At 60.6% G+C, this 19783-nt stretch carries 16 protein-coding genes; 3 read left to right on the top strand and 13 right to left on the bottom strand.

The window, feature by feature from the left end:
- Nucleotides 1-131 precede the first annotated feature (131 nt).
- From HCZ23_RS00230 to HCZ23_RS00200, 7 genes are all read right to left on the bottom strand, one after another.
- The gene (locus HCZ23_RS00230) at nt 132-839 is read right to left on the bottom strand and encodes a FadR/GntR family transcriptional regulator (protein WP_167599693.1); all 708 of its coding nucleotides are present in this window, start codon (nt 837-839) and stop codon (nt 132-134) included.
- Nucleotides 840-1066: 227 nt separating this feature from the next.
- Nucleotides 1067-1951 carry a formyltetrahydrofolate deformylase gene (gene purU, locus HCZ23_RS00225; RefSeq protein ID WP_167599692.1) on the bottom strand — a complete coding sequence of 295 codons (885 nt, stop codon included), beginning with the start codon at nt 1949-1951 and terminating at the stop codon, nt 1067-1069.
- A 102-nt stretch (nt 1952-2053) separates the two neighbouring features.
- On the bottom strand, nt 2054-2971 hold the full coding sequence (folD, locus tag HCZ23_RS00220; protein ID WP_167599691.1) for a bifunctional methylenetetrahydrofolate dehydrogenase/methenyltetrahydrofolate cyclohydrolase FolD: 918 nt from the start codon (nt 2969-2971) through the stop codon (nt 2054-2056).
- A 14-nt stretch (nt 2972-2985) separates the two neighbouring features.
- Nucleotides 2986-3555 carry a sarcosine oxidase subunit gamma gene (locus HCZ23_RS00215; protein ID WP_368487262.1) on the bottom strand — a complete coding sequence of 190 codons (570 nt, stop codon included), beginning with the start codon at nt 3553-3555 and terminating at the stop codon, nt 2986-2988.
- On the bottom strand, nt 3548-6508 hold the full coding sequence (locus HCZ23_RS00210; protein ID WP_167599690.1) for a sarcosine oxidase subunit alpha family protein: 2961 nt from the start codon (nt 6506-6508) through the stop codon (nt 3548-3550). Before HCZ23_RS00210 ends, HCZ23_RS00215 begins: the two co-directional genes overlap by 8 nt.
- On the bottom strand, nt 6505-6783 hold the full coding sequence (locus HCZ23_RS00205; RefSeq protein WP_167599689.1) for a sarcosine oxidase subunit delta: 279 nt from the start codon (nt 6781-6783) through the stop codon (nt 6505-6507). Before HCZ23_RS00205 ends, HCZ23_RS00210 begins: the two co-directional genes overlap by 4 nt.
- 12 nt (nt 6784-6795) lie before the next feature.
- Nucleotides 6796-8046, bottom strand: coding sequence for a sarcosine oxidase subunit beta family protein (locus HCZ23_RS00200; protein WP_167599688.1), 1251 nt, complete (start codon nt 8044-8046; stop codon nt 6796-6798).
- 119 nt (nt 8047-8165) lie between these two features.
- On the opposite strand from HCZ23_RS00200, the gene HCZ23_RS00195 reads away from it, so the two are divergent.
- Entirely contained in the window at nt 8166-9113 is a 948-nt protein-coding gene (locus HCZ23_RS00195; RefSeq protein WP_167599687.1) for a GlxA family transcriptional regulator, read from the top strand.
- 60 nt (nt 9114-9173) lie between these two features.
- Here the strand turns inward: HCZ23_RS00195 and glnT are convergent, their stop codons facing one another.
- The 6 genes from glnT to HCZ23_RS00165 all read right to left on the bottom strand — a co-directional run bounded on the left by glnT (nt 9174) and on the right by HCZ23_RS00165 (nt 15690).
- Nucleotides 9174-10490 (bottom strand): type III glutamate--ammonia ligase, encoded by a 1317-nt coding sequence (gene glnT, locus HCZ23_RS00190; RefSeq protein WP_167599686.1) that lies wholly within the window; start codon nt 10488-10490, stop codon nt 9174-9176.
- A 63-nt stretch (nt 10491-10553) separates the two neighbouring features.
- Nucleotides 10554-11879 (bottom strand): FMN-binding glutamate synthase family protein, encoded by a 1326-nt coding sequence (locus HCZ23_RS00185; RefSeq protein WP_167599685.1) that lies wholly within the window; start codon nt 11877-11879, stop codon nt 10554-10556.
- A 10-nt stretch (nt 11880-11889) separates the two neighbouring features.
- On the bottom strand, nt 11890-12576 hold the full coding sequence (locus tag HCZ23_RS00180; RefSeq protein ID WP_167599684.1) for a GXGXG domain-containing protein: 687 nt from the start codon (nt 12574-12576) through the stop codon (nt 11890-11892).
- Nucleotides 12577-12580: 4 nt separating this feature from the next.
- Complete coding sequence (locus HCZ23_RS00175; RefSeq protein ID WP_167599683.1) at nt 12581-13471, bottom strand: glutamine amidotransferase family protein; 891 nt, start codon at nt 13469-13471, stop codon at nt 12581-12583.
- Nucleotides 13472-13710: 239 nt separating this feature from the next.
- Nucleotides 13711-14352: an XRE family transcriptional regulator gene (locus tag HCZ23_RS00170; protein WP_167599682.1), complete on the bottom strand. Its 642-nt coding sequence runs from the start codon at nt 14350-14352 to the stop codon at nt 13711-13713.
- 51 nt (nt 14353-14403) lie between these two features.
- On the bottom strand, nt 14404-15690 hold the full coding sequence (locus HCZ23_RS00165) for an ABC transporter substrate-binding protein (RefSeq protein ID WP_167599681.1): 1287 nt from the start codon (nt 15688-15690) through the stop codon (nt 14404-14406).
- A gap of 181 nt (nt 15691-15871) precedes the next feature.
- Here HCZ23_RS00165 and HCZ23_RS00160 point away from each other — a divergent pair, with 181 nt between their 5' ends.
- Both HCZ23_RS00160 and HCZ23_RS00155 read left to right on the top strand, forming a co-directional pair.
- Nucleotides 15872-17212, top strand: a complete 1341-nt coding sequence (locus HCZ23_RS00160; protein ID WP_167599680.1) for an NAD(P)-binding domain-containing protein — start codon at nt 15872-15874, stop codon at nt 17210-17212.
- Between the two features lie 171 nt (nt 17213-17383).
- Nucleotides 17384-19768, top strand: coding sequence for a DUF1989 domain-containing protein (locus HCZ23_RS00155; protein ID WP_167599679.1), 2385 nt, complete (start codon nt 17384-17386; stop codon nt 19766-19768).
- Nucleotides 19769-19783 lie beyond the last annotated feature (15 nt).

Raw genomic sequence — 19783 nt, 5'->3', positions numbered from 1 at the left:
AAACAGCGGAAAAATCCGCCCATAGCGGGAAATCGCGAGAGAGATTCGCAATTTTTCGGTGCAAATGTCGCAAAAATCACAGGCCATAGGCGGGCCGATATTGGCCCAACCAATTCCCTACCAAGCTAGGGTCAGTCTTCCTGAAGCAAAAGCCGTTGATCTTCGATCAAGGCGAGCTTCATGAATTCCGACGCCTCTTCGATGTCACGCGCAGCGATGGCGTTAAAGAGACCGTTGTAGCCGCGCTGGTAAATCTCGATCCGCGCAGGCGTCAGGTGGCGCCGATACATCGCCGCCCGAAAGGACTGCCGCCGCGCGTCGATCACGAGGTTGTAGCAGGCGATCAAAAGCGGATTTCCGGTACCCTCGGCGATCAACCGATGGAACTCTTCTTCCAGTGCGACAAAGGCGGTGGCGTCGGCCTGCACCGCCTCCATTTTCGACAGCACCACGGAGAGCGCCTCGATCTGTTTCGGCGACATGTTGACGATGGCCAGACGCACCATTTCAGGCTCAAGAATGCCGCGCATCACCTGCAATTGCAGCGGCCCGGTCTCACGCGCCACGGGCGACAGCGCCTCGCTCGCGCCGTCGGGATTGTAGGTCACAAACGACCCCGACCCCGCCCGGCGCCGGATCATGCCGCGCGTTTCCAACTGGTCCAACGCCTCGCGCACCGTGTTGCGCGCGACCCCCAGTTCTTGCGCCAGTTGCCGCTCGGAGGGCAATCTCTCTTCTGTGGCATATTCCCGCGTCACAATCCGCGTCGAAAGCGTCTCGATCACGTATTTGACGGTGGCACCGGGCAGAGATGTGTTGGGCAGAGAGGCATTCGGCAACGGATCAGTCCTTTGAAATCACCGCCTATTAGACCAATTTTTCGCAATTGGTCCAGAGGGTGACGGGGGAGGAATGGGACTGAATGACAAAGAGGCGCGAAATTCCGCGCCTCTTTGGGAGACATTTAGAGCAAAATGACTTGGCCAGGCGCCCGAAAGCTTTCGGGCGCGTTCGAACCTTTGAAAGGTCCACCGGACCTTTCAATCCGACAAAGTCGGACCGGTTCTCACCCCATTCTCTCCGAAGAATAAGACCCCGGAGACGCCTGGAACACGACGGTTTTATTGCCGTTCAGGAACACGCGGTGGTTGGCGTGCGCATGGATCGCACGGGCCAGAACCTGGCTTTCCACGTCACGGCCCAGCGACACGTAATCATCGGCGCTTTGGGCGTGGGTGATGCGGACGATGTCCTGTTCGATGATCGGACCTTCATCGAGATCGGCGGTCACATAGTGAGACGTCGCCCCGATCAGCTTCACGCCGCGCGCGTAGGCCTGTTTGTAAGGGTTCGCGCCTTTGAACGACGGCAGGAAGGAGTGGTGGATGTTGATGATCCGACCCGACATCTTGGTGCACATCTCGTCCGACAGGATCTGCATGTAACGCGCCAGAACGATCAGCTCGGCATCGGCATCTTCGACCACTTTCATGATCGCCGCTTCGGCCTCCGGCTTGTTCTCCTTGGTCACCTTGATGCAGTGGAACGGAATGTCGTTGTTCACCACAACCTTTTGATAATCCATGTGATTCGAGATCACAGCCACGATTTCCACCGGCAGCGCACCGATGTGCACACGGTAGAGCAAATCGTTCAGACAGTGACCGAAACGGCTCACCATGATCACGACTTTCATCTTCACGCTCTCGTCGTGGAAGGCGAAGGTCATGCCGAACTCTTCGCCAATCGCGGCGAAGGCCTCTTCGAGCGCTGCAATCTTTACGCCTTCTTCAGAGGCAAAGCTCACGCGCATGAAAAACTGACCCGTTTCGGTGTCGTCAAACTGCGAGCTGTCGGTGATGTTACAGCCGTTGTCGGCAAGGAAGGTGGCAATGGCGGCGACGATCCCACGTTTGGTCTCGCAGGCCACGGTCAGGCAAAATTTCGTCATGTCTTGTCTCCAGATGGGACGCGCTCCCCTGAGTGCGCGGCCCCGATGTTGGTGTGTTTTGTGTTTTTTATCGTTGGTTTAACTTTGGTCCCGCAGGCTCATTCAGGCCGTCAGCCCCTCGGGCTCGGGAAGATCGTTGGCGCGGCAAGCGGCCGTCACGGTGTTGGCCAAAAGGCAGGCGATGGTCATCGGACCGACGCCACCCGGCACCGGCGTGATCGCCCCCGCCACGGCGGCTGCGCTGTCAAATTCGACATCACCCACGAGTTTCGATTTCACCGATCCGTCTTCGCGAAGACCCTTTTCGGGCGCGTCCACACGGTTGATGCCCACGTCGATCACGGTCGCACCGGGTTTGACCCAATCGCCCTTGATCATTTCAGGGCGGCCGACGGCGGCCACGAGGATGTCCGCACGGCGACAGACCTCTTCGATATCTTTCGTGCGCGAATGCGCGATGGTCACGGTGCAGCTGTCGCGCAGCAGCAGTTGCGCCATCGGTTTGCCGACAATGTTCGAGCGCCCGACGACCACGGCATTGAGCCCGGAGAGGCTGCCGAGATGATCGCGCAGCATCATGAGACAGCCCAGAGGCGTACACGGCACCATGCTTTTCTGACCAGTCCCCAAGAGACCCACGTTGGAAATATGGAACCCGTCTACGTCCTTCGCCGGATCAATCGAGTTGATCACCAGATCGCTGTCGAGATGGTCAGGCAGGGGCAGTTGCACGAGGATGCCATGCACCGCCGGGTCGGCGTTCAATTGTTCGATAAGTGCAAGAAGATCGGCCTCAGAGGTGTTTTCCGACAGCTTATGCTCGTAAGAGTTCATGCCGCACTCAATGGTCTGCTTGCCCTTGTTGCGCACGTAAACCTGGCTCGCGGGATCTTCGCCGACCAGAACCACGGCGAGACCGGGCGTGATGCCATGCACCTCCTTGAGGCGCGCCACTTGGGAGGCGACTTTCTCGCGCACCGTGGCCGCGAAGGCCTTTCCATCAATGATCTGTGCAGTCATGTTCTTTCTCCAACTCAGTCTTCCAGGCGGCGCGCGGCGACGGCCAAAGCATGCCACAGCGATCCCGCCAATGTGCGCATCCCGATCACGGCCAGCCGGTCATCGGCGCGGCGGATCAGGAAGACGGTCATATGTTCCAACCCCGTGCGTGTCGCCTGCCCCGGCCCGAACGCTTTCGGGTCGATGTTGACAAGCTTGCGCATCAAGGCCTCGATCGGCGCCGCCCCTTGCGAGGAGGCAATTTCAAAGGCGGTGAACCCGTCGGTCTGCTCCGTCACAGAACACTCCGGCGCCTCGGATTTCAACATGGCGGCGAAGTCCACCTCCGCCTTGCCGGTCGCCTCAATCATCCATTGATCGCGTCCGGTCCAGAAGGCGGCATACGCGCCCATGGATACCGCCTTGCCCACGCAGGGCAGCGGCAGGCCAAAGGGCTGCGGTGCGCTTTGCCCCTTGCGGAGCGCCAGAGAGGCCAATCCGAGCCCCGCGTTTTCCGAGATGGTCAGCGCGCCAAAACTCTCAGTACGGGGAGAGGCTGCGCCCAAAGCGGTGATAGGTGTCAAATCAGTCACATGATCAAGCACGGAGACGTCCTCCTTCGGGATCGACGAAATGGGCAGAGACCACTTCGAGTTTCACAGTCTGGCCTTCGACCGGGTTGGCCGCGACGATGATCTCGCCCATCCGTGTATCGCCATTCTCCAAAAAGCCAAGCGCGATGTAGCCCTTCAGGTGCGGCGAGTAGCAGGACGAGGTGAGCCAGCCTTGGTCCGTGCTCATATCCTGCACTGCGCCTTCTGTGAAGAGATGCGATCCGGCCATGGCCTGTTTTTGCGGCTCGACGGATTTGAAACCGACCAGACGCCGTTTCTCCGCCGCCAGACCTTCGCGCCGCGACATCACCGCGCCGATGCTGTCTTTCTTGGCAGAGACCATCTTGCCCAGCCCCAGCATTTGCGCCGTGGTCTGGCCGTTGAGTTCCGCACCGGCTGCGTGACCTTTTTCGATCCTGAGAACCGCCAAGGCTTCGGTGCCGTAAGGCGTCGCGTTCAGGTCCGCGCCCTGCTCCATCAGGCGTTGCATCAGAGCATGGCCGTAACGTGCCGGCACCGCGATCTCATAGGCCAATTCGCCGGAGAAAGAGATGCGGAACAAGCGTGCCCGCAGACCGTTGCAGATCGTCAGCTCAGAGCAGGCCATGAAGGGAAACGCCTCATTCGACAGGTCAAACTCATCGACGATCCGGGTGAGCAACTCACGCGATTTCGGCCCCGCCACGGCGATCTGCGCCCAGGCGTCGGTGGTCGAAATCAGCTGCACATCCAGCTCCGGCCAGAGGCATTGATGCGCGAATTCCATCTGGCGATAGACCAGCCCCGCGTTGGCGGTCGTCGTCGTGACCACATAGTGATCCTCCGCCATCCGCGCGCAGGTGCCGTCGTCATAGGCGTGCCCATCTTCGCGCAGCATCAGACCGTAACGCACCATGCCGACCTTCAGCGTGCCCATCATGTTGGAATACATGCGGTTCAAAAATTCGCCTGCATCGGCGCCCTGCACATCGACCTTGCCGAGCGTGGTCACATCACAAAGCCCCACGCCAGAGCGCACCGCCAGAACCTCGCGATCCACGGTCTCGCGCCAGGTCGCCTCCCCCGCACGCGGGAAATATTGCGCCCGCATCCAGGGGCCTACCTCGACGAATTCCGCGCCTTGCGCCTCGGCCCAAGCGTGCGTCGGCGTCAGGCGACGCGGTCGGAACAAAGGCCCGGTGTCACCGCCGCCCAGCACGCCCAGCGACACGCCGGTGTACGGCGGACGGAAGATCGTCGTGCCGGTTTCCGGGATCGACTTGCCGGTCAATTCGGCCATCACCGCCAGCGCGGAAATGTTCGAGGTCTTGCCCTGATCGGTCGCCATGCCCAGCGTGGTCCAGCGTTTGAGATGCTCGACCGGCGTCATGTTTTCTTTGTGGGCGAGTGCGATGTCTTTGACGGTCACGTCGTTCTGGAAATCGACCCATGCCCTTTTTTTCGTGGCCCGTTTGGTGCCCGGCACATGCCAGAACGCGACTTGCTCAGAGGGCATATTTTCCGCCTTCGGCAAAGCAATCTCGGACGCCGTCACACCGATCTCGGAGAGCGCCGTGATCGCGGCACGCATGCCATCGCTCAGCGCTTCTTCGGTGCCGCCCTTGCCAGCCGCAGCCCCCGCCGGGATCAGCCCCGCCGGACCGTTTGGCCCTGGCACAAAGGCCAACAGGCTATCGTCCCAGACCGGTCGCCCGCGATGATGCGAGGCCAGATGCACGTTCGGGTTCCAACCGCCCGCGACACCGAGCGCGCCGACGTTGTGCCATTGCGACTGGCCGTTACGGGTGATCTCGATCGAGGTGAGGCCAAGACGGCCCTTGGTCCCCGTCACGGTCGATCCAGCAAAAACTTCGTAGTCTCCAAAGCGCGGCGCGGCGTCACGGGCATCAATGACGCCCAAAACATTCGCGCCTTTCGCGATCAGATCCATCGCGGTGCGGTGGCCGTCGTCGCCATTGGTGAAAATCGCAATCGCATCGCTGTCTTGTTTCACCGGGCTTGCGGCCCAGCGGTTGGCATAGGCGCGCATGGCCCCGGCCAGCATCACGCCCGGACGGTCGTTGTCGGCAAAGGGCATATGCCGTTCGGTCGCCCCCGCCGCCAGAACCGCGCGTTTCGCGGTGATCCGCCAAAGCGTCTGACGCACCTTGTCGCCCGGCACCGCGAGGTGATCGGAGACGCGTTCAACCGCGCCGTAAATGCCGTGATCATAGACGCCGAACACCGTGGTACGGGTCATGAGGCGGACATTCGGCAGGCTCTCCAACTCAGCCTTCGCGCTGGCGATCCAGTCGGTCGCGGCGGCCTCGTCCAAAAGATCGCTCTCCATCGTGAGACGGCCACCAAGGGCAAAATCTTCATCGGCCAGAACGACCTCAGCGCCCGCGCGCCCCGCCGTCAAAGCCGCCGCCAGACCGGCCGCCCCGCCGCCCACGACCAAGAGATCGCAATGCAGGAAGCCTTTGTCGTAGTCGTCCGGATCGGGCAGCATGGAAAGCGATCCAAGCCCCGCTGCCTTGCGGATCATCGGCTCGTAGAGTTTCTCCCAGAACGCCTTCGGCCACATGAAGGTCTTGTAATAGAACCCCGCCGCAAAGAAGGGCGACAGAAGATCGTTCACCGCCAGAAAATCACGCTCGAGCGGTCCGACATGGTTCTGAGACCGCGCGATCAAGCCGTCGAACAGTTCGGTCACGGTCGCCCGTGTGTTGGGCTCCTGCCGCGCGCCGGTGCGCAGTTCGACCATGGCGTTGGGTTCTTCGGAGCCTGCCGCAAAGACGCCGCGCGGACGGTGGTATTTGAAACTGCGCCCCATAAGCTGAACGCCATTGGCCAAGAGAGCGGAGGCCAGCGTGTCGCCTTGGAAGCCTTTATACGTCTTGCCGTTAAACGTAAAATTCAGCGGCGCGTTTCGGTCAATGAGACCACCGGTCAAACGGGTCATTTCGCCGCTCCTTTCACATCGGAGGCGAGTTCAGCGCCCAGGATTTCATGCGTGGTGGTGTCGCGGGTGACGACCAGCCACGAGCGGTCGCCCTGTTCGTGGAACCACAGCTCGCGGTGCACGCCCGCCGGGTTGTCGCGCAGAAAGACGTAGTCGCAGAATGCCGCCTCAGCGTTGTCGAGAGAGGCATCGGGCCGCTGCATCAGAGAGGCGTCACCCAGATAGGTGAACTCCTGACTGTCGCGCAGGCCGAGAAGTGGGTGAGGGATCAACATGTTACGCGCTCCTCAATGCAGGTTCGGTTGGGCGCCAACGCCCTTTTCGTCGATGACATAGCCGCGATTGAACCGGTCGAACCGGAAGGCCGTCGCGGTCTCATGCGGGGTATCCGTCGCCAGCAAATGGGCGAAAGTGTAGCCCGCCGCCGGCGTCGCCTTGAACCCGCCATAGTTCCAGGCGCCGTTGAAATAGAGGCCCTCGATGCCGGTCTTGTCGATGATCGGCGAGCCGTCCATCGACATATCCACAAGACCGCCCCAGGCACGCAACAGGCGCGCACGCCCGATCATCGGCATCAGAGCCATGCCGCCTTCGAGCACATCCTCGACCACCGGAAGGTTGCCGCGCTGCGCGTAGGAATTGTAGCCGTCGATGTCGCCACCAAAGACCAGCCCGCCCTTGTCGGATTGGCTGACATAGAAATGCCCGGCGCCAAAGGTGATGACGCCCGGAATGGTCGGCTTGAGGCCTTCGGAGACAAAAGCCTGCAACGCATAGCTTTCAATCGGCAGGCGCATCCCGGCCTTTTCCATCACGCGCCCAGAAGAGCCCGCAACCGAAACGCCGACCTTTTTCGCACCGATAAAGCCCCGTGAGGTTTCTACGCCCAACACCTTGCCATTCTCGATCTTGAAGCCTGTGACTTCGCAATTTTGGATGATGTCGACGCCGCGCTGATCGGCGCCGCGGGCATAGCCCCAGACCACGCCATCATGGCGCGCCGTGCCCGCGCGGGTCTGCATCAAGCCGCCCTTGATCGGGAAGCGGGCGTTGTCAAAATTCAGGAACGGCACCATGCGTTTGATGTCGTCACGCGACAAAAGTTTTGCCCCCGCATCCGAGAGCATCATGGCATTGCCGCGCCGACGATAGGCGTCGCGCTGGCCGTCCGAGTGGATCAGGTTGATGATCGACCGCTGCGACACCATCGAGTTGAAATTCGTGTCCTGCTCCAAATTCTCCCAGAGTTTCATCGAAAACTCGTAGAACGGCTGGTTGCCCGGCAGCAGGTAGTTGGAGCGGATGATCGTCGTGTTGCGGCCCGCGTTGCCGGAGCCGATCCAGCCCTTTTCCAGCACCGCAATGCTCAGCTCGCCATAGACTTTGGCGAGGTAATAGGCCGTCGCCAGCCCGTGTCCGCCGCCGCCCACGATCACGATGTCATAAGCCTTTTTCGGCTCCGGGCTGCGCCAGAGTTGCGTCCAGCCCTTGTGGCCTGTCAGGGCCTCTTTCACGACTTTGAAACCTGAAAATTTCATAGATGCGCTCCTTCGTCACAACACTGTTTTAGCGGTGATTTTGGGGCTATTCTTCCTGTTTCAGGTCGTATATTTTCATTTTTAAGACGTAATTTTGAGAAAGTCAGCAGGGGTCGCAGATGCGGAGAATCGCCTTTCTTTTGCTCGACGGATATGCGCTTTTGTCGACCGCCTCGGCGCTTGAACCTTTGCGCGCAGCGAACCTGTTTTCGCCCACTTTGAACTATGACATCACGCTCTTGTCAGGCTCTGGGGTGGAGGCGAAATCCTCCGTTGGGGCCACGTTTCAGACCCGGCCTTTCCAAGACGTTTTCCCGCTTTTCGACCTGCTGTTCGTCGTGGCCGGAGGCAGCCCCGCGCGCATCACCGACCCCGCGCTGTTCAAGTGGTTGCGGCAGGCGGACAGCAATGGCGTCGCACTTGGCGGCATCTCCGGCGGTGCGGTGATTTTGGCAAAAGCGGGCCTGTTGGAGAACCGCCGGTTTACTGTCCACTGGCACCATTACGACGACTTCGACGAATTGCCCGGCGACTGGCTTTTGGAGCGCAAACTCTTTGTCATCGACCGGGATCGCTACACCTGTGCGGGCGGCTCAGCGCCTCTCGACATGATGCATGCGATCATCGCGCGCGACCACGGCACGGGGTTCGCCGGGCGCATTTCGGACTGGTTCATTCAGGCCGAAGTACGGGGGGCCGAAGCGCCTCAGCGCCGGTCTTTGTCTGCGCTTTATGGCGTTTTGCCGGACGCGGTCATGGCCGCTTTGGAGTTGATGCAATCGCATATCGCCGACCCTTTGGATCAGGACCAATTGGCCGATCTCTCCGGCCTTTCGACCCGCCAATTGCAACGCCAGTTCCGGGAGAACATAGGCCGGTCCGTCATGGAGGAATATCGTCGTATCCGATTGGAAACAGGAAAAGATTTGATCGAAACGACCCGCATTCCCCTGGCCGAAATTGCCCAGATGACCGGATTTTCCTCACAGGCGCATTTCTCTGACGCTTTCCGAAAATCCTACGGCATCGCACCCTCGCAACTGCGCAAAAAAGAAGGCCCAGCATAAGCCGGGCCTTTCAGGGAACAGCGGTGGCGATCAGGGCCGCCGCTCAGGGATATTTCGGGCTCAGATGTCGAGCGTGTTGTCTTTTTCCCAGCGCGAGAAATGCGACACGAAGGTGTTCCATTCCTGATGCTTCATCTTGATGTAGGACGCGGAGAAATCATTGCCGAGCATGGCTTTAAGCTCGGGGTCCGCATCATAGGCGCGGATCGCATCCAACATGTTGAGCGGCAGTTTCGGCGCGCCTTCGATCTTGTGACCCTCGGCATACATGTCGATGTCGTAACGCGGACCGGGGTTGGCCTTGGACTTGATGCCCGATAGACCGGCGGCGATGATCACGGCTTGCAACAGGTAGGGGTTCACCGCCCCGTCCGGCAGGCGCAGCTCGAAGCGGCCCGGGCCCGGAACGCGCACCATATGCGTGCGGTTGTTGCCGGTCCAGGTGACGGTATTGGGCGCCCAGGTCGCGCCCGACATGGTGCGCGGCGCGTTGATGCGTTTGTAGGAGTTCACCGTCGGATTGGTGATCGCCGCCAAGGCTTCGGCGTGCTTCATGATGCCGCCGAGGAAGTAGCCGCCCTGCTCAGACAGACCCACTTCGCCGATTTGCCCCCCGGCGTCGCCCGCAAAGGCGTTGGTCTTGCCATCGAGATCCCAGACCGAGATATGCGCGTGACAGCCGTTGCCGGTCAGCCCTTCGATCGGTTTCGGCATGAAGGTGGCGCGGAAGCCGTGCTGTTCAGCGACGGATTTGACCATGAATTTGAAGAAGCTGTGGCGATCTGCGGTGATCAGCGCGTCGTCGAAATCCCAGTTCATTTCGAACTGGCCGTTGGCGTCCTCGTGGTCGTTCTGATACGGACCCCAGCCCAATTCCAGCATGTAATCACAGATCTGCGCGATCACGTCATAGCGGCGCATCACGGCCTGTTGGTCGTAACAGGGCTTTTCCGCCGTATCGAACGGATCGGAGATTTGATCGCCCTCGGGCGTCAAAAGGAAGAATTCCGCTTCGATCCCGGTCTTGACGCGCAGACCTTCGTCGGCGGCTTCTTTGACGAGTTTCTTCAGCACGTTGCGCGGTGCTTGTTCGACCGGCTCGCCTTCCATCACGCAGTCGGCGGGCACCCAGGCGACCTCGGGTTTCCACGGCAGTTGAATGGCGGCGTCCGGGTCCGGCACGGCGAGCATATCGGGGTGCGCCGGCGTCAGGTCGAGCCATGTGGCAAAGCCCGCAAAGCCCGCGCCGTCTTCCTCCATATCCGCAATCGCTTGGGCCGGCACAAGTTTGGCGCGCTGGCCACCGAAGAGATCGGTGTAGGAGATCATGAAATATTTGACGCCTTTTTCCTCGGCGAATTTGGCAAGTTTGCTCATTTTTCCTATTCCCTGTTGGTGAATGAGGGGCCAGAGGCCCCTCAAATATGTTATGTGCCGAGATCAGAAGCCGGGCTTGCCCGGGTACCAATTGGTCCCGGCCAGCGGCACTTGCGCCATGGCAGCGGCTTCCATGGTCAGCGCACAGAGGTCTTCCGGCTCAAGGTTGTGGACGTGGTTGTGACCACAGGCCCGTGCGAGCGTCTGGCATTCCAGCGTCAGCACGTTGAGGTAGTTGCGCAGTTTGCGGCCCGCCACCTCCGGGTCGAGGCGCTTCATCAGCTCCGCGTCCTGGGTGGTGATGCCCGCCGGGTCGCGGCCTTCGTGCCAGTCGTCATAGGCGCCCGTGGTGGTGCCGAGTTTGTTGTACTCGGATTCCCATTTCGGGTCGTTGTCGCCCAGAGCCACTAGAGCGGCGGTGCCAATGGCCACAGCGTCTGCGCCCAGAGCCAGAGCCTTTGCCACATCCGCGCCAGTACGGATGCCGCCGGAGACCACGAGTTGCACTTCGCGGTGCAGGCCGAGGTCTTGGAGCGCCTGAACAGCCGGACGGATACAGGCCAGCGTCGGTTGACCAACGTGTTCGATGAACACGTCCTGGGTCGCGGCGGTGCCACCCTGCATGCCGTCGAGAACGATCACATCGGCGCCCGCTTTACAGGCCAGAGCGACATCATAGTAGGGGCGCGCGCCGCCGACTTTGATGTAAATCGGCTTTTCCCAATTGGTGATTTCACGGATTTCGAGGATTTTGATCTCCAGATCATCCGGCCCGGTCCAGTCCGGGTGACGACAGGCGGAACGCTGGTCAATGCCGACCGGAAGGTCACGCATACCGGCCACACGTTCGGTGATCTTTTGACCCAGCAGCATGCCGCCGCCGCCCGGTTTCGCACCCTGACCCACCACGATCTCGATGGCATCCGCACGACGCAGATCGTCCGGGTTCATGCCGTAGCGCGACGGCAGATATTGGTAGACGAGTTTCTCGGAGTGACCGCGCTCTTCCTCGGTCATGCCGCCGTCGCCGGTGGTGGTCGAGGTGCCTGCCATGGTCGCGCCGCGACCCAGGGCCTCTTTCGCCGGACCGGAGAGCGCACCAAAAGACATGCCCGCGATGGTCACCGGGATTTTGAGCTCAATCGGCTTTTTCGCAAAGCGCGTGCCGAGCGTGACGGAGGTGTCACATTTCTCACGGTAGCCTTCGAGCGGATAACGCGACATCGAGGCGCCGAGGAACAGAAGGTCATCGAAATGCGGCACGCGGCGCTTTGCGCCACCGCCACGGATGTCGTAGATGCCGGTGTCGGCCGCACGACGGATTTCCGAGTTGATCGAGTTGGAGAAGGTCCAGCTCTGACGCGGGTCGGTTTGAGGTGTCTTGTCCATATCGCGCTCCTCAGTATTCGTCGGCGTGATCGATGTTGAAATTGTAGAGCTTGCGGGCGGACCCGTAGCGCTTGAACTCTTCGGGCTTGGCGTCGGCGCCGGCTTTTTCGAGAAGCTCTTTGAGGATCTCGATGTGCTCTGGGCGCATCTCTTTTTCGATGCAGTCGGCGCCGAGAGATTTCACGTTGCCGCGCACAAAGAGGCGGGCCTCATAGAGCGAATCCCCCAAAGCGTCGCCTGCGTCGCCCAGAACAACGAGGTTGCCCTTTTGCGCCATGAAGGCGGACATGTGGCCGATGTTGCCATGCACAACGATGTCGATGCCTTTCATCGAAATGCCGCAGCGCGAGGAGGCATTGCCTTTGATGTTCAAAAGCCCGCCGTGGCCGGTGGCGCCCGCGTATTGCGAGGCGTCGCCTTCGATGGTCACGACACCGGACATCATGTTCTCAGCCACACCCGGACCGGCAGAACCTTCGACGGTGACGGTGGCTTCCTTGTTCATGCCCGCACAGTAGTAGCCGGTGGAGCCCTTGATCGTCACGGAGAGCGGGCCGTCGAGGCCGCAGGCCATGGCGTGCGAACCGCGCGGGTTGGTGATTTCAAACGCTTCGTTGGCCTGTGCCTTGGCGGCGGCTTGAAGCGTGGTGTTGACCTCACGGAGTTCCGTTGCGGTCATATCGAGCGTGGTTGTCATTGGATCAGCGCTCCCAGAAGTAAACAGTTGCAGGTTCCGGTTCCCAGACGCGGGCGGCTTCGATGCCCGGCAGGTCTGCGAAGGCGCGATATTCGGAGGCGAAGGCGACGTAGTCTTCGGTCTCGGCCATCACGGCGGGTTTGCAGGCGATCGGGTCGCGCACGACGCCAAAGCCGTTCTTGGTGCCGGTCACAAAGGTGAAGAACCCGTCGAGATCCTCAATCGTGCCTTCGAGCGCCTCGCCCAGAGACGCACCATCGGCGATGCGGGACGAGATGTAGGCCGCGCCCACTTCGGTGTCGTTTTCAGAGCGGGTAAACACGCCTTTCTTGGCGAGTTTGCGACGCATCTGGTTGTGGTTCGACAGCGAGCCGTTGTGCACGAGGCACTGGTCGTCGGCGGTGGAGAACGGGTGCGCGCCCATCGTCGTCACGGCGGATTCGGTGGCCATGCGGGTATGGCCGATGCCGTGAGAGCCGCCCATGTTGCGCAGACCGAAACGCGCCGCGACGTCTTTCGGCAGGCCGGTTTCCTTGTAGATTTCCATGGAAGCCCCGGAGCCCATGATGCGCAGGCCCTTCTCTTCGAGATAGGCAATCGCGTCTTTCTCGGCCGCTTCCGGCAGGGTCAGAACCGCGTGGGTGTCGACCACTTTGATCGTCACCGGCGCATCGACGGCGGCACACACGGCGGCATCGAGATCGGCGAAGGCCTCAGCGGGCGTGTCCGATTGAACGGTGATTTTCACCATGCCGTCCGTCTCATCGCCATAGATCGCGATCCCGGCGCTGTCCGGGCCGCGGTCGGTCATGGTGATAAGCATATCGGTCAGCAGATCGCCCAGTTGGGGGCGCAATTCATCCTTTTTCAGGAAGAGGCCAACAATGCCACACATAGGTTCCTCCATAGTGGGTGAGGTTATCGGCGTCTTGCGCCGTCACCAACATCACTAGCGGGAAATCTATTTTCTCTTCAAGAAAGTTTTTCTCCTCCTCGGAAAAAATACTTATCCACAGGAAATATGCTTTCTTTTTACTCAACAAGGGCGCGGAGTGGTGAAAACCGCTTACAAAATGGGCGAAGTGTGAAAATGGCAGCATAACCGGCGCAGAATCGCTCCGATCCAGCCCGCCCTCAGCGCGCCTGCGGGTAGGTGATGATCGACAGGTAACGGGCGGGCAGCTCGACAATGACCTCGGGGCCATGGGGCGCATCTGAGTCGAACAAAAGCGTATCGCCCGGCTCCAGCGCATAAATCTTGTCGCCATGACGATAGTCGACGCGGCCCTCCAACATGTACAAAAGCTCGATGCCTTCATGTTGAAACGCCGGGAACCGATCCGACGCATCGGTCAGCTCGATCAGATAAGGCTCGACTACGACGCCCGAATTATTTGACCCGATATGTCCCAAGAGACTGTATTGATGCCCGGCACGGGTGCCTGCGCGCTCGATCTCGACGCCGTCGCCCGCTTTCACATGCATGCAACCGCGCTCTTCCTCGTAACCGGAGAACAGTTGTACCAGCGGCACTTTCAACGCATGCGCCAGCGCGGAGATCGTGTTGAGCGAAGGAGAGATCACGCCATTCTCGATCTTTGAGAGCATCCCCACGGACAGCCCGGTCTGCGCCGCCAGATCGGCGCCCGTCAGCCGTTGCCGTTTGCGCAGCTCGCGCACCTGACGCCCGATGGCGACCTCGAGGTTCTTTTCCCGCTGCTCTTTGACGGCATGGGGGTTTTGACGCAGGGCGGTTTCTTCCGGCTTCAAAGTCATCTCTCCTGTCACGTTCTTTCTCTCTTATCTATAGGACCCGCGTTTTGACGGTCAGTCCTGCGCCAGGGCGCGTGTCAAATCGGGTTTGTCGCGTTGGTGCCAAAGCTGACCAAGTGCACCCAGCTCTTCCATCAACCGGGCCCCGTGCGCCTCAAGCCAGCCGAGCACCGAACCGAATTCCTGAATCTCCGCCTTACCGTCCCGGATCGCCACCACCGGCCAATCGCCGACCAGCGCATTGTCGATGCCGTAGACATCCGTGCCCCACCAGGTCGCCAACCCGAAGGCATGCGGCATCCGGCGCCCGCGTTTCAGCGCGGCCAGAACCGAGGAGGCATTGAGGCTGTCCGCCGTCTCGACTGCATCGTGCCAAAGGTCCAGAATGGAGGCGTATTCCCAACTCACCGCAGACCAATGATCCGGGAAGCGGTCGATATAAGCGTCGAAAAAGGCTTTGGGCCGGTGAAAGAAGAACGCCGTGTCCGCCAGCGCCGCATCATCAAAATCCGGGAACTGGAAGGTGAAGCGCGCCATGAAGTCGGGCGAGGTGCGGGCGATCAGCCGCTGATAATTGTCGCAGGTACAGGCGAGAATTTCGCCCGTGAACCCGGCCTCATAGGCCGCCACGGTCAGCTCCTCGATCATCGGCGGCGCCGAGGAGCACCAACAGAGCACATCGGGATTGGAGGCCAGCATCTCCGCCACGATGGCGCGCGCGTCCCCAGCCTCGGCTTCATAATGCACTTCGCGCACCACCTCGCGCCCGGCGACATCAAAGGCCGCGCGGTAGGTCGCCAGAGACGGCAGGCCCATGAGATCGCGTTGCGAACAGAGCGCCACACGCGTCGCCTCGGGGCGTGTCCGGGCCAGCCAGTCGACGCCGGTGACATTAAAGAAAGGGTGCACCTCGGCGGGGGCGATGAGAAAGGGGTGATCGGGAGAGAGGTCCGACGGCAAAAGCGTCGCGGTCAGAATGCGACGTTGCATCAGGTAAGGCAGCGCCAGCGCCATGTCGCCGCCGCCCAAGGTCAGGACCAGCCGCACGCGCTGGGTCTCGACCATCTGTCGCGCGGCCTCAAGCGTCGCCTCCGGCCCGTCGCCACTGTCATAGACGCTCAACTCGACCAAGTGCCGCCGCCCGCCCAGCATCATACCGCCATGCGCGTTGATCCAATCGACCCAGAGCTGACAGCCTTCGATACCCGGTCGGCCCCAGGATTCTTCGGCGCCGGACATCGGCACCAGCGCCCCAATACGAATGGGCGCGCGATCCTGCACGCTCAAGCGCGGCAGGCTGCCTGCGACGGCCAGTCTCTGTGCCAGCGAAGCGCTGCTCATTTTTTCACCTCACGCCCAAAAATAGGTCAATAGACCGAGAGATTTCCCGATTCATATATTCCTCTAAGGAAAATTCATTGACCAGCAGAAAATTTTTGGACCAAACCGGAGTCAATCCAAAAGAACCAATCTTGATTATTGGTCCATACCAACACACGCTCAACCAACGGGAGTTTTCAATATGACCAAACGAGTCGCCGTCATCGGTGCTGGCCCCTCCGGCCTCGCTCAACTGCGTGCTTTCCAATCCGCCGCCCAGAAGGGTGCCGAGATCCCGGAAGTCGTCTGTTTCGAGAAGCAATCGAACTGGGGCGGGCTGTGGAACTACACCTGGCGCACCGGCGTCGATGAGAATGGCGAGCCAGTGCATTGCTCCATGTACCGCTACCTCTGGTCCAATGGTCCGAAAGAGGGTTTGGAATTTGCCGACTATTCCTTTGAGGAACATTTCGGCAAGCAGATCGCGTCCTATCCGCCACGCGCCGTTCTGTTCGATTATATCGAAGGTCGGGTCAAAAAAGCCGACGTACGCAAGTGGATCCGCTTTTCCTCTATCATTCGCTGGGTCGAGTATGACGAAGAAAAGGGTGATTTTGAAATCACTGTGCACGACATGGAAAACGACCGAGTCTACAAAGAACGGTTCGACAATGTGATCGTCGCCTCCGGCCATTTCTCCTCGCCGAACGTGCCGGAATACCCGGGCTTTGCCCAATTCAACGGACGCATCATTCACGCACATGACTTCCGCGATGCCCGCGAATTTGCTGGCAAGGACGTGCTTGTCGTCGGGGCCTCCTATTCCGCCGAAGACATCGGATCGCAGTGCTGGAAATACGGCGCCAAAACGGTCACAAGCTGCTACCGCTCTGCGCCGATGGGCTTTAAGTGGCCGGAGAACTGGGAAGAAAAACCGGCGCTCGAAAAAGTCGAGGGCGCAACGGCCTATTTCAAGGACGGGACCACAAAAGACGTCGATGCCATCATCCTGTGCACCGGCTACAAACACTACTTCCCCTTCCTGCCCGACGATCTGCGTCTGAAAACCGCCAATGTTCTGGCCACGGCGGATCTCTACAAAGGCGTGGTCTATAATCCCAATCCGAAGATGTTCTATCTCGGCATGCAGGACCAGTGGTATACGTTTAACATGTTCGACGCTCAGGCATGGTATGTGCGTGACATCATTCTGGGCCGGATCGAACTGCCCGATGCGGCCACAATGGCCGCCGATGTCGAGGCGCGTGTGGCCGCAGAGGCCAAGAACGAGACCGACAACGACTGCATCGTTTACCAAGGCGAATATGTCAAAGAACTGATTGCGGATACGGATTACCCGAGCTTCGATGTCGATGCCGCCAACACGGCCTTCTTCCAATGGAAAAAGCACAAGAAGGAAGGGATCATGACCTTCCGCAACAATGCCTATGTGTCTCCGATCACCGGCACCATGGCTCCCGCGCACCACACGCCCTGGAAAGACGCGCTGGACGACAGCATGGAAGCCTACTTGCAAAACTGATCAGCCAAGGCTGATCGGGCAAAACTGGTCAGCCAAGGCTGATCGGGCAAAACTGATCAGCAAACGCTGATCGGGCAGAACCAATCGGATGCCCCGGAGACGGGGCCCCTTCCCTCTCCCCTGATCCGGGGGACCGCAATCACGCACCCCCGGATTTTTTTATTCTGACCGATGGAGATCCCGTTGATCCTCGATCCTTCCGGCCTTCCTTTTCGTTCTGGCCCACCCACGGCCTCTCTCCCGCGGCGCGCAGGTGCCTACCGACTCGCCTCCAACGAGGAACGCCACACCGTCCAAGGCGGTGGGGCGTCTTTGCTTGAGGTAAAGCCCGGAGATCGGATCACCGTCACCAACACCGAGGGCGGCCAGCGCTGTGAATTGCTCGCGGCGCACACGGACGGGCGTGTCGATCCGGGTGTCTTGGGCTGGTCCGCCGATGCCTCCGGCGATGATCTGCGCACCACGGTAAATAGCGCCCTGCCCGGCATGGCGCGTCTCCGTTTGGGCCTTGCGAAACGTCAGATCGATCTGGCAGGCGCCAGGGCCATCGGCCTCTTTTCCACGACCAGCCCGGCGGGCGAAGGCGTCAGCTTCACGGCGCAAAACGCAGGCTGGCTGTTGATCACCGCCCCAGCCCCCGAGCCAGATTTCGAGGCACAGAATACCGCCACGCCTTTGATGGTCACGATCACCCGCGCTGAGGCCCGCCATGAGGGCTCATTCGCCCTCCCCGACCCGCTTGCGGACACGCTGCAAGACATCCGCATCGCCTCCGCAACTGCCAAGGCCTACACGGTCAAAAAGGGTGAATTCATCCAGATCATGGACGTGGACGGCCGCCAGTGCACCGACTTTCAATGTTTCGATGCGCGCAAGGTCGACAAGGGTATTTTTCATCCGCTCGACGTCACCACCACCCGCACGATCCAAGGCCACGCCTACCCGATGCCCGGGCTGCACGCGAAGTACTTCGACCATGACCTGACGCCCTTGGTCGAGGTTGTACAAGACACCTGCGGTCGCCACGATGCCTTCGGTCTGGCCTGCAACGCCAAATATTACGACGACATCGGCTACCCCGGTCACGCCAACTGTTCCGACAATTTCAACGCAGTTCTCGACCCCTATGGCATCCCCGCCCGTCCCGGTTGGATGGCGGCGAATTTCTTTTTCAACACCGCAATCGACGAGCACGGCGTCATGCTGGCGGATGAGCCCTGGTCGCGGCCCGGCGACTATGTGCTGTTGCGCGCGTTGACCGATCTGGTCTGTGTCTCATCGTCCTGCCCCGATGACACCTCCGCCGCCAATGGCTGGCACCTCACCGACATCCATGTGCGCACCTACGGCGCCGAGGAACGTTTCTCCCGCGCCACCGCCTGGCGCCCGACCCCTGACGAGGACCCGATCATGACGCGTGAAAGCGGTTTTTACGATTCCTTTGCCACGATGACCCGCGACTTTGCCGACTACAACGGGTTCTGGCTTCCGAACTCTTTCCCGGAATGCGACCCCGTGGAGAGCTACTGGGCCTGCCGCGAAGGCGTGGTGGTCATGGACCTCTCCGCGCTCAGAAAATTCGAGGTCACCGGCCCCGATGCCGAGGCGCTGATGAACTGGGTTCTGACTCGCAATGTCGAGAAACTCGCCATTGGTCAGGTGGTCTATTCCGCCATGTGCTACCCGCACGGCGGCATGATCGACGACGGCACCTTGTTCCGTCTGGGCGAGCATAATTTCCGCTGGATCGGCGGCTCGGATGAGGGCGGTGTCTGGATGCGCGAAGAGGCAAAACGCCTTGGCCTCAACGTCATGATCCGCTCCTCGACCGATCAGATGCACAACCTCGCGGTCCAGGGCCCGAAATCGCGAGATTTGATCAATGAGCTGTTTTGGACCGCGCCGCATCATCCTGATTTGATGGAGATGGGTTGGTTCCGCTTCACGCCCGCGCGTCTCGGCGATCACGAGGGCATCCCCGTCGTGATCTCGCGCACCGGTTACACCGGCGAGCTGGGCTATGAGATTTTCTGTCATCCGAAGCACGGTGCCGAAATTTTCAAAGCGGTCTGGGAGGCCGGGCAGAAAGTCGGCATGAAGCCTATGGGCCTCGCGGCCCTCGACCTCGTGCGGATCGAGGCCGGGTTGGTCTTTGCGGGTTACGATTTCTCCGATCAGACCGACCCTTTCGAGGCCGGTGTCGGCTTTACGGTGCCGCTCAAATCCAAGACTGCGGATTTCGTCGGGCGCGATGCTCTGCTGCGTCGCAAGGAAACGCCCTCGCGCAAATTTGTGGGACTCGAAATCGACGGCCAGAACGCCGTGGCGCATGGCGATTGCATCCGCATCGGGCGCGCGCAGGTGGGCGAGATTTGCTCCGCCATGCGCAGCCCGCGCACGGGTCAATGGATCGCGCTCGCCCGCATCGACGTGGCCCATGCCGAAGAGGGCACGCTGGTCGAGGTTGGCCAACTCGACGGCCACCTGAAACGCTACTCGGCGCGCGTCGCACCCTTCCCGCATTATGATCCGAAAAAGGAACGCCCCCGTTCCTAAGCCTAAAACAACAAA

Origin of the sequence: Celeribacter sp. HF31, assembly GCF_011806455.1 — a bacterium.
GTDB lineage: Bacteria > Pseudomonadota > Alphaproteobacteria > Rhodobacterales > Rhodobacteraceae > Celeribacter.
Note: the sequence above shows the minus strand (reverse complement) of the source record. Positions and strands in the feature narration are given on the sequence as shown.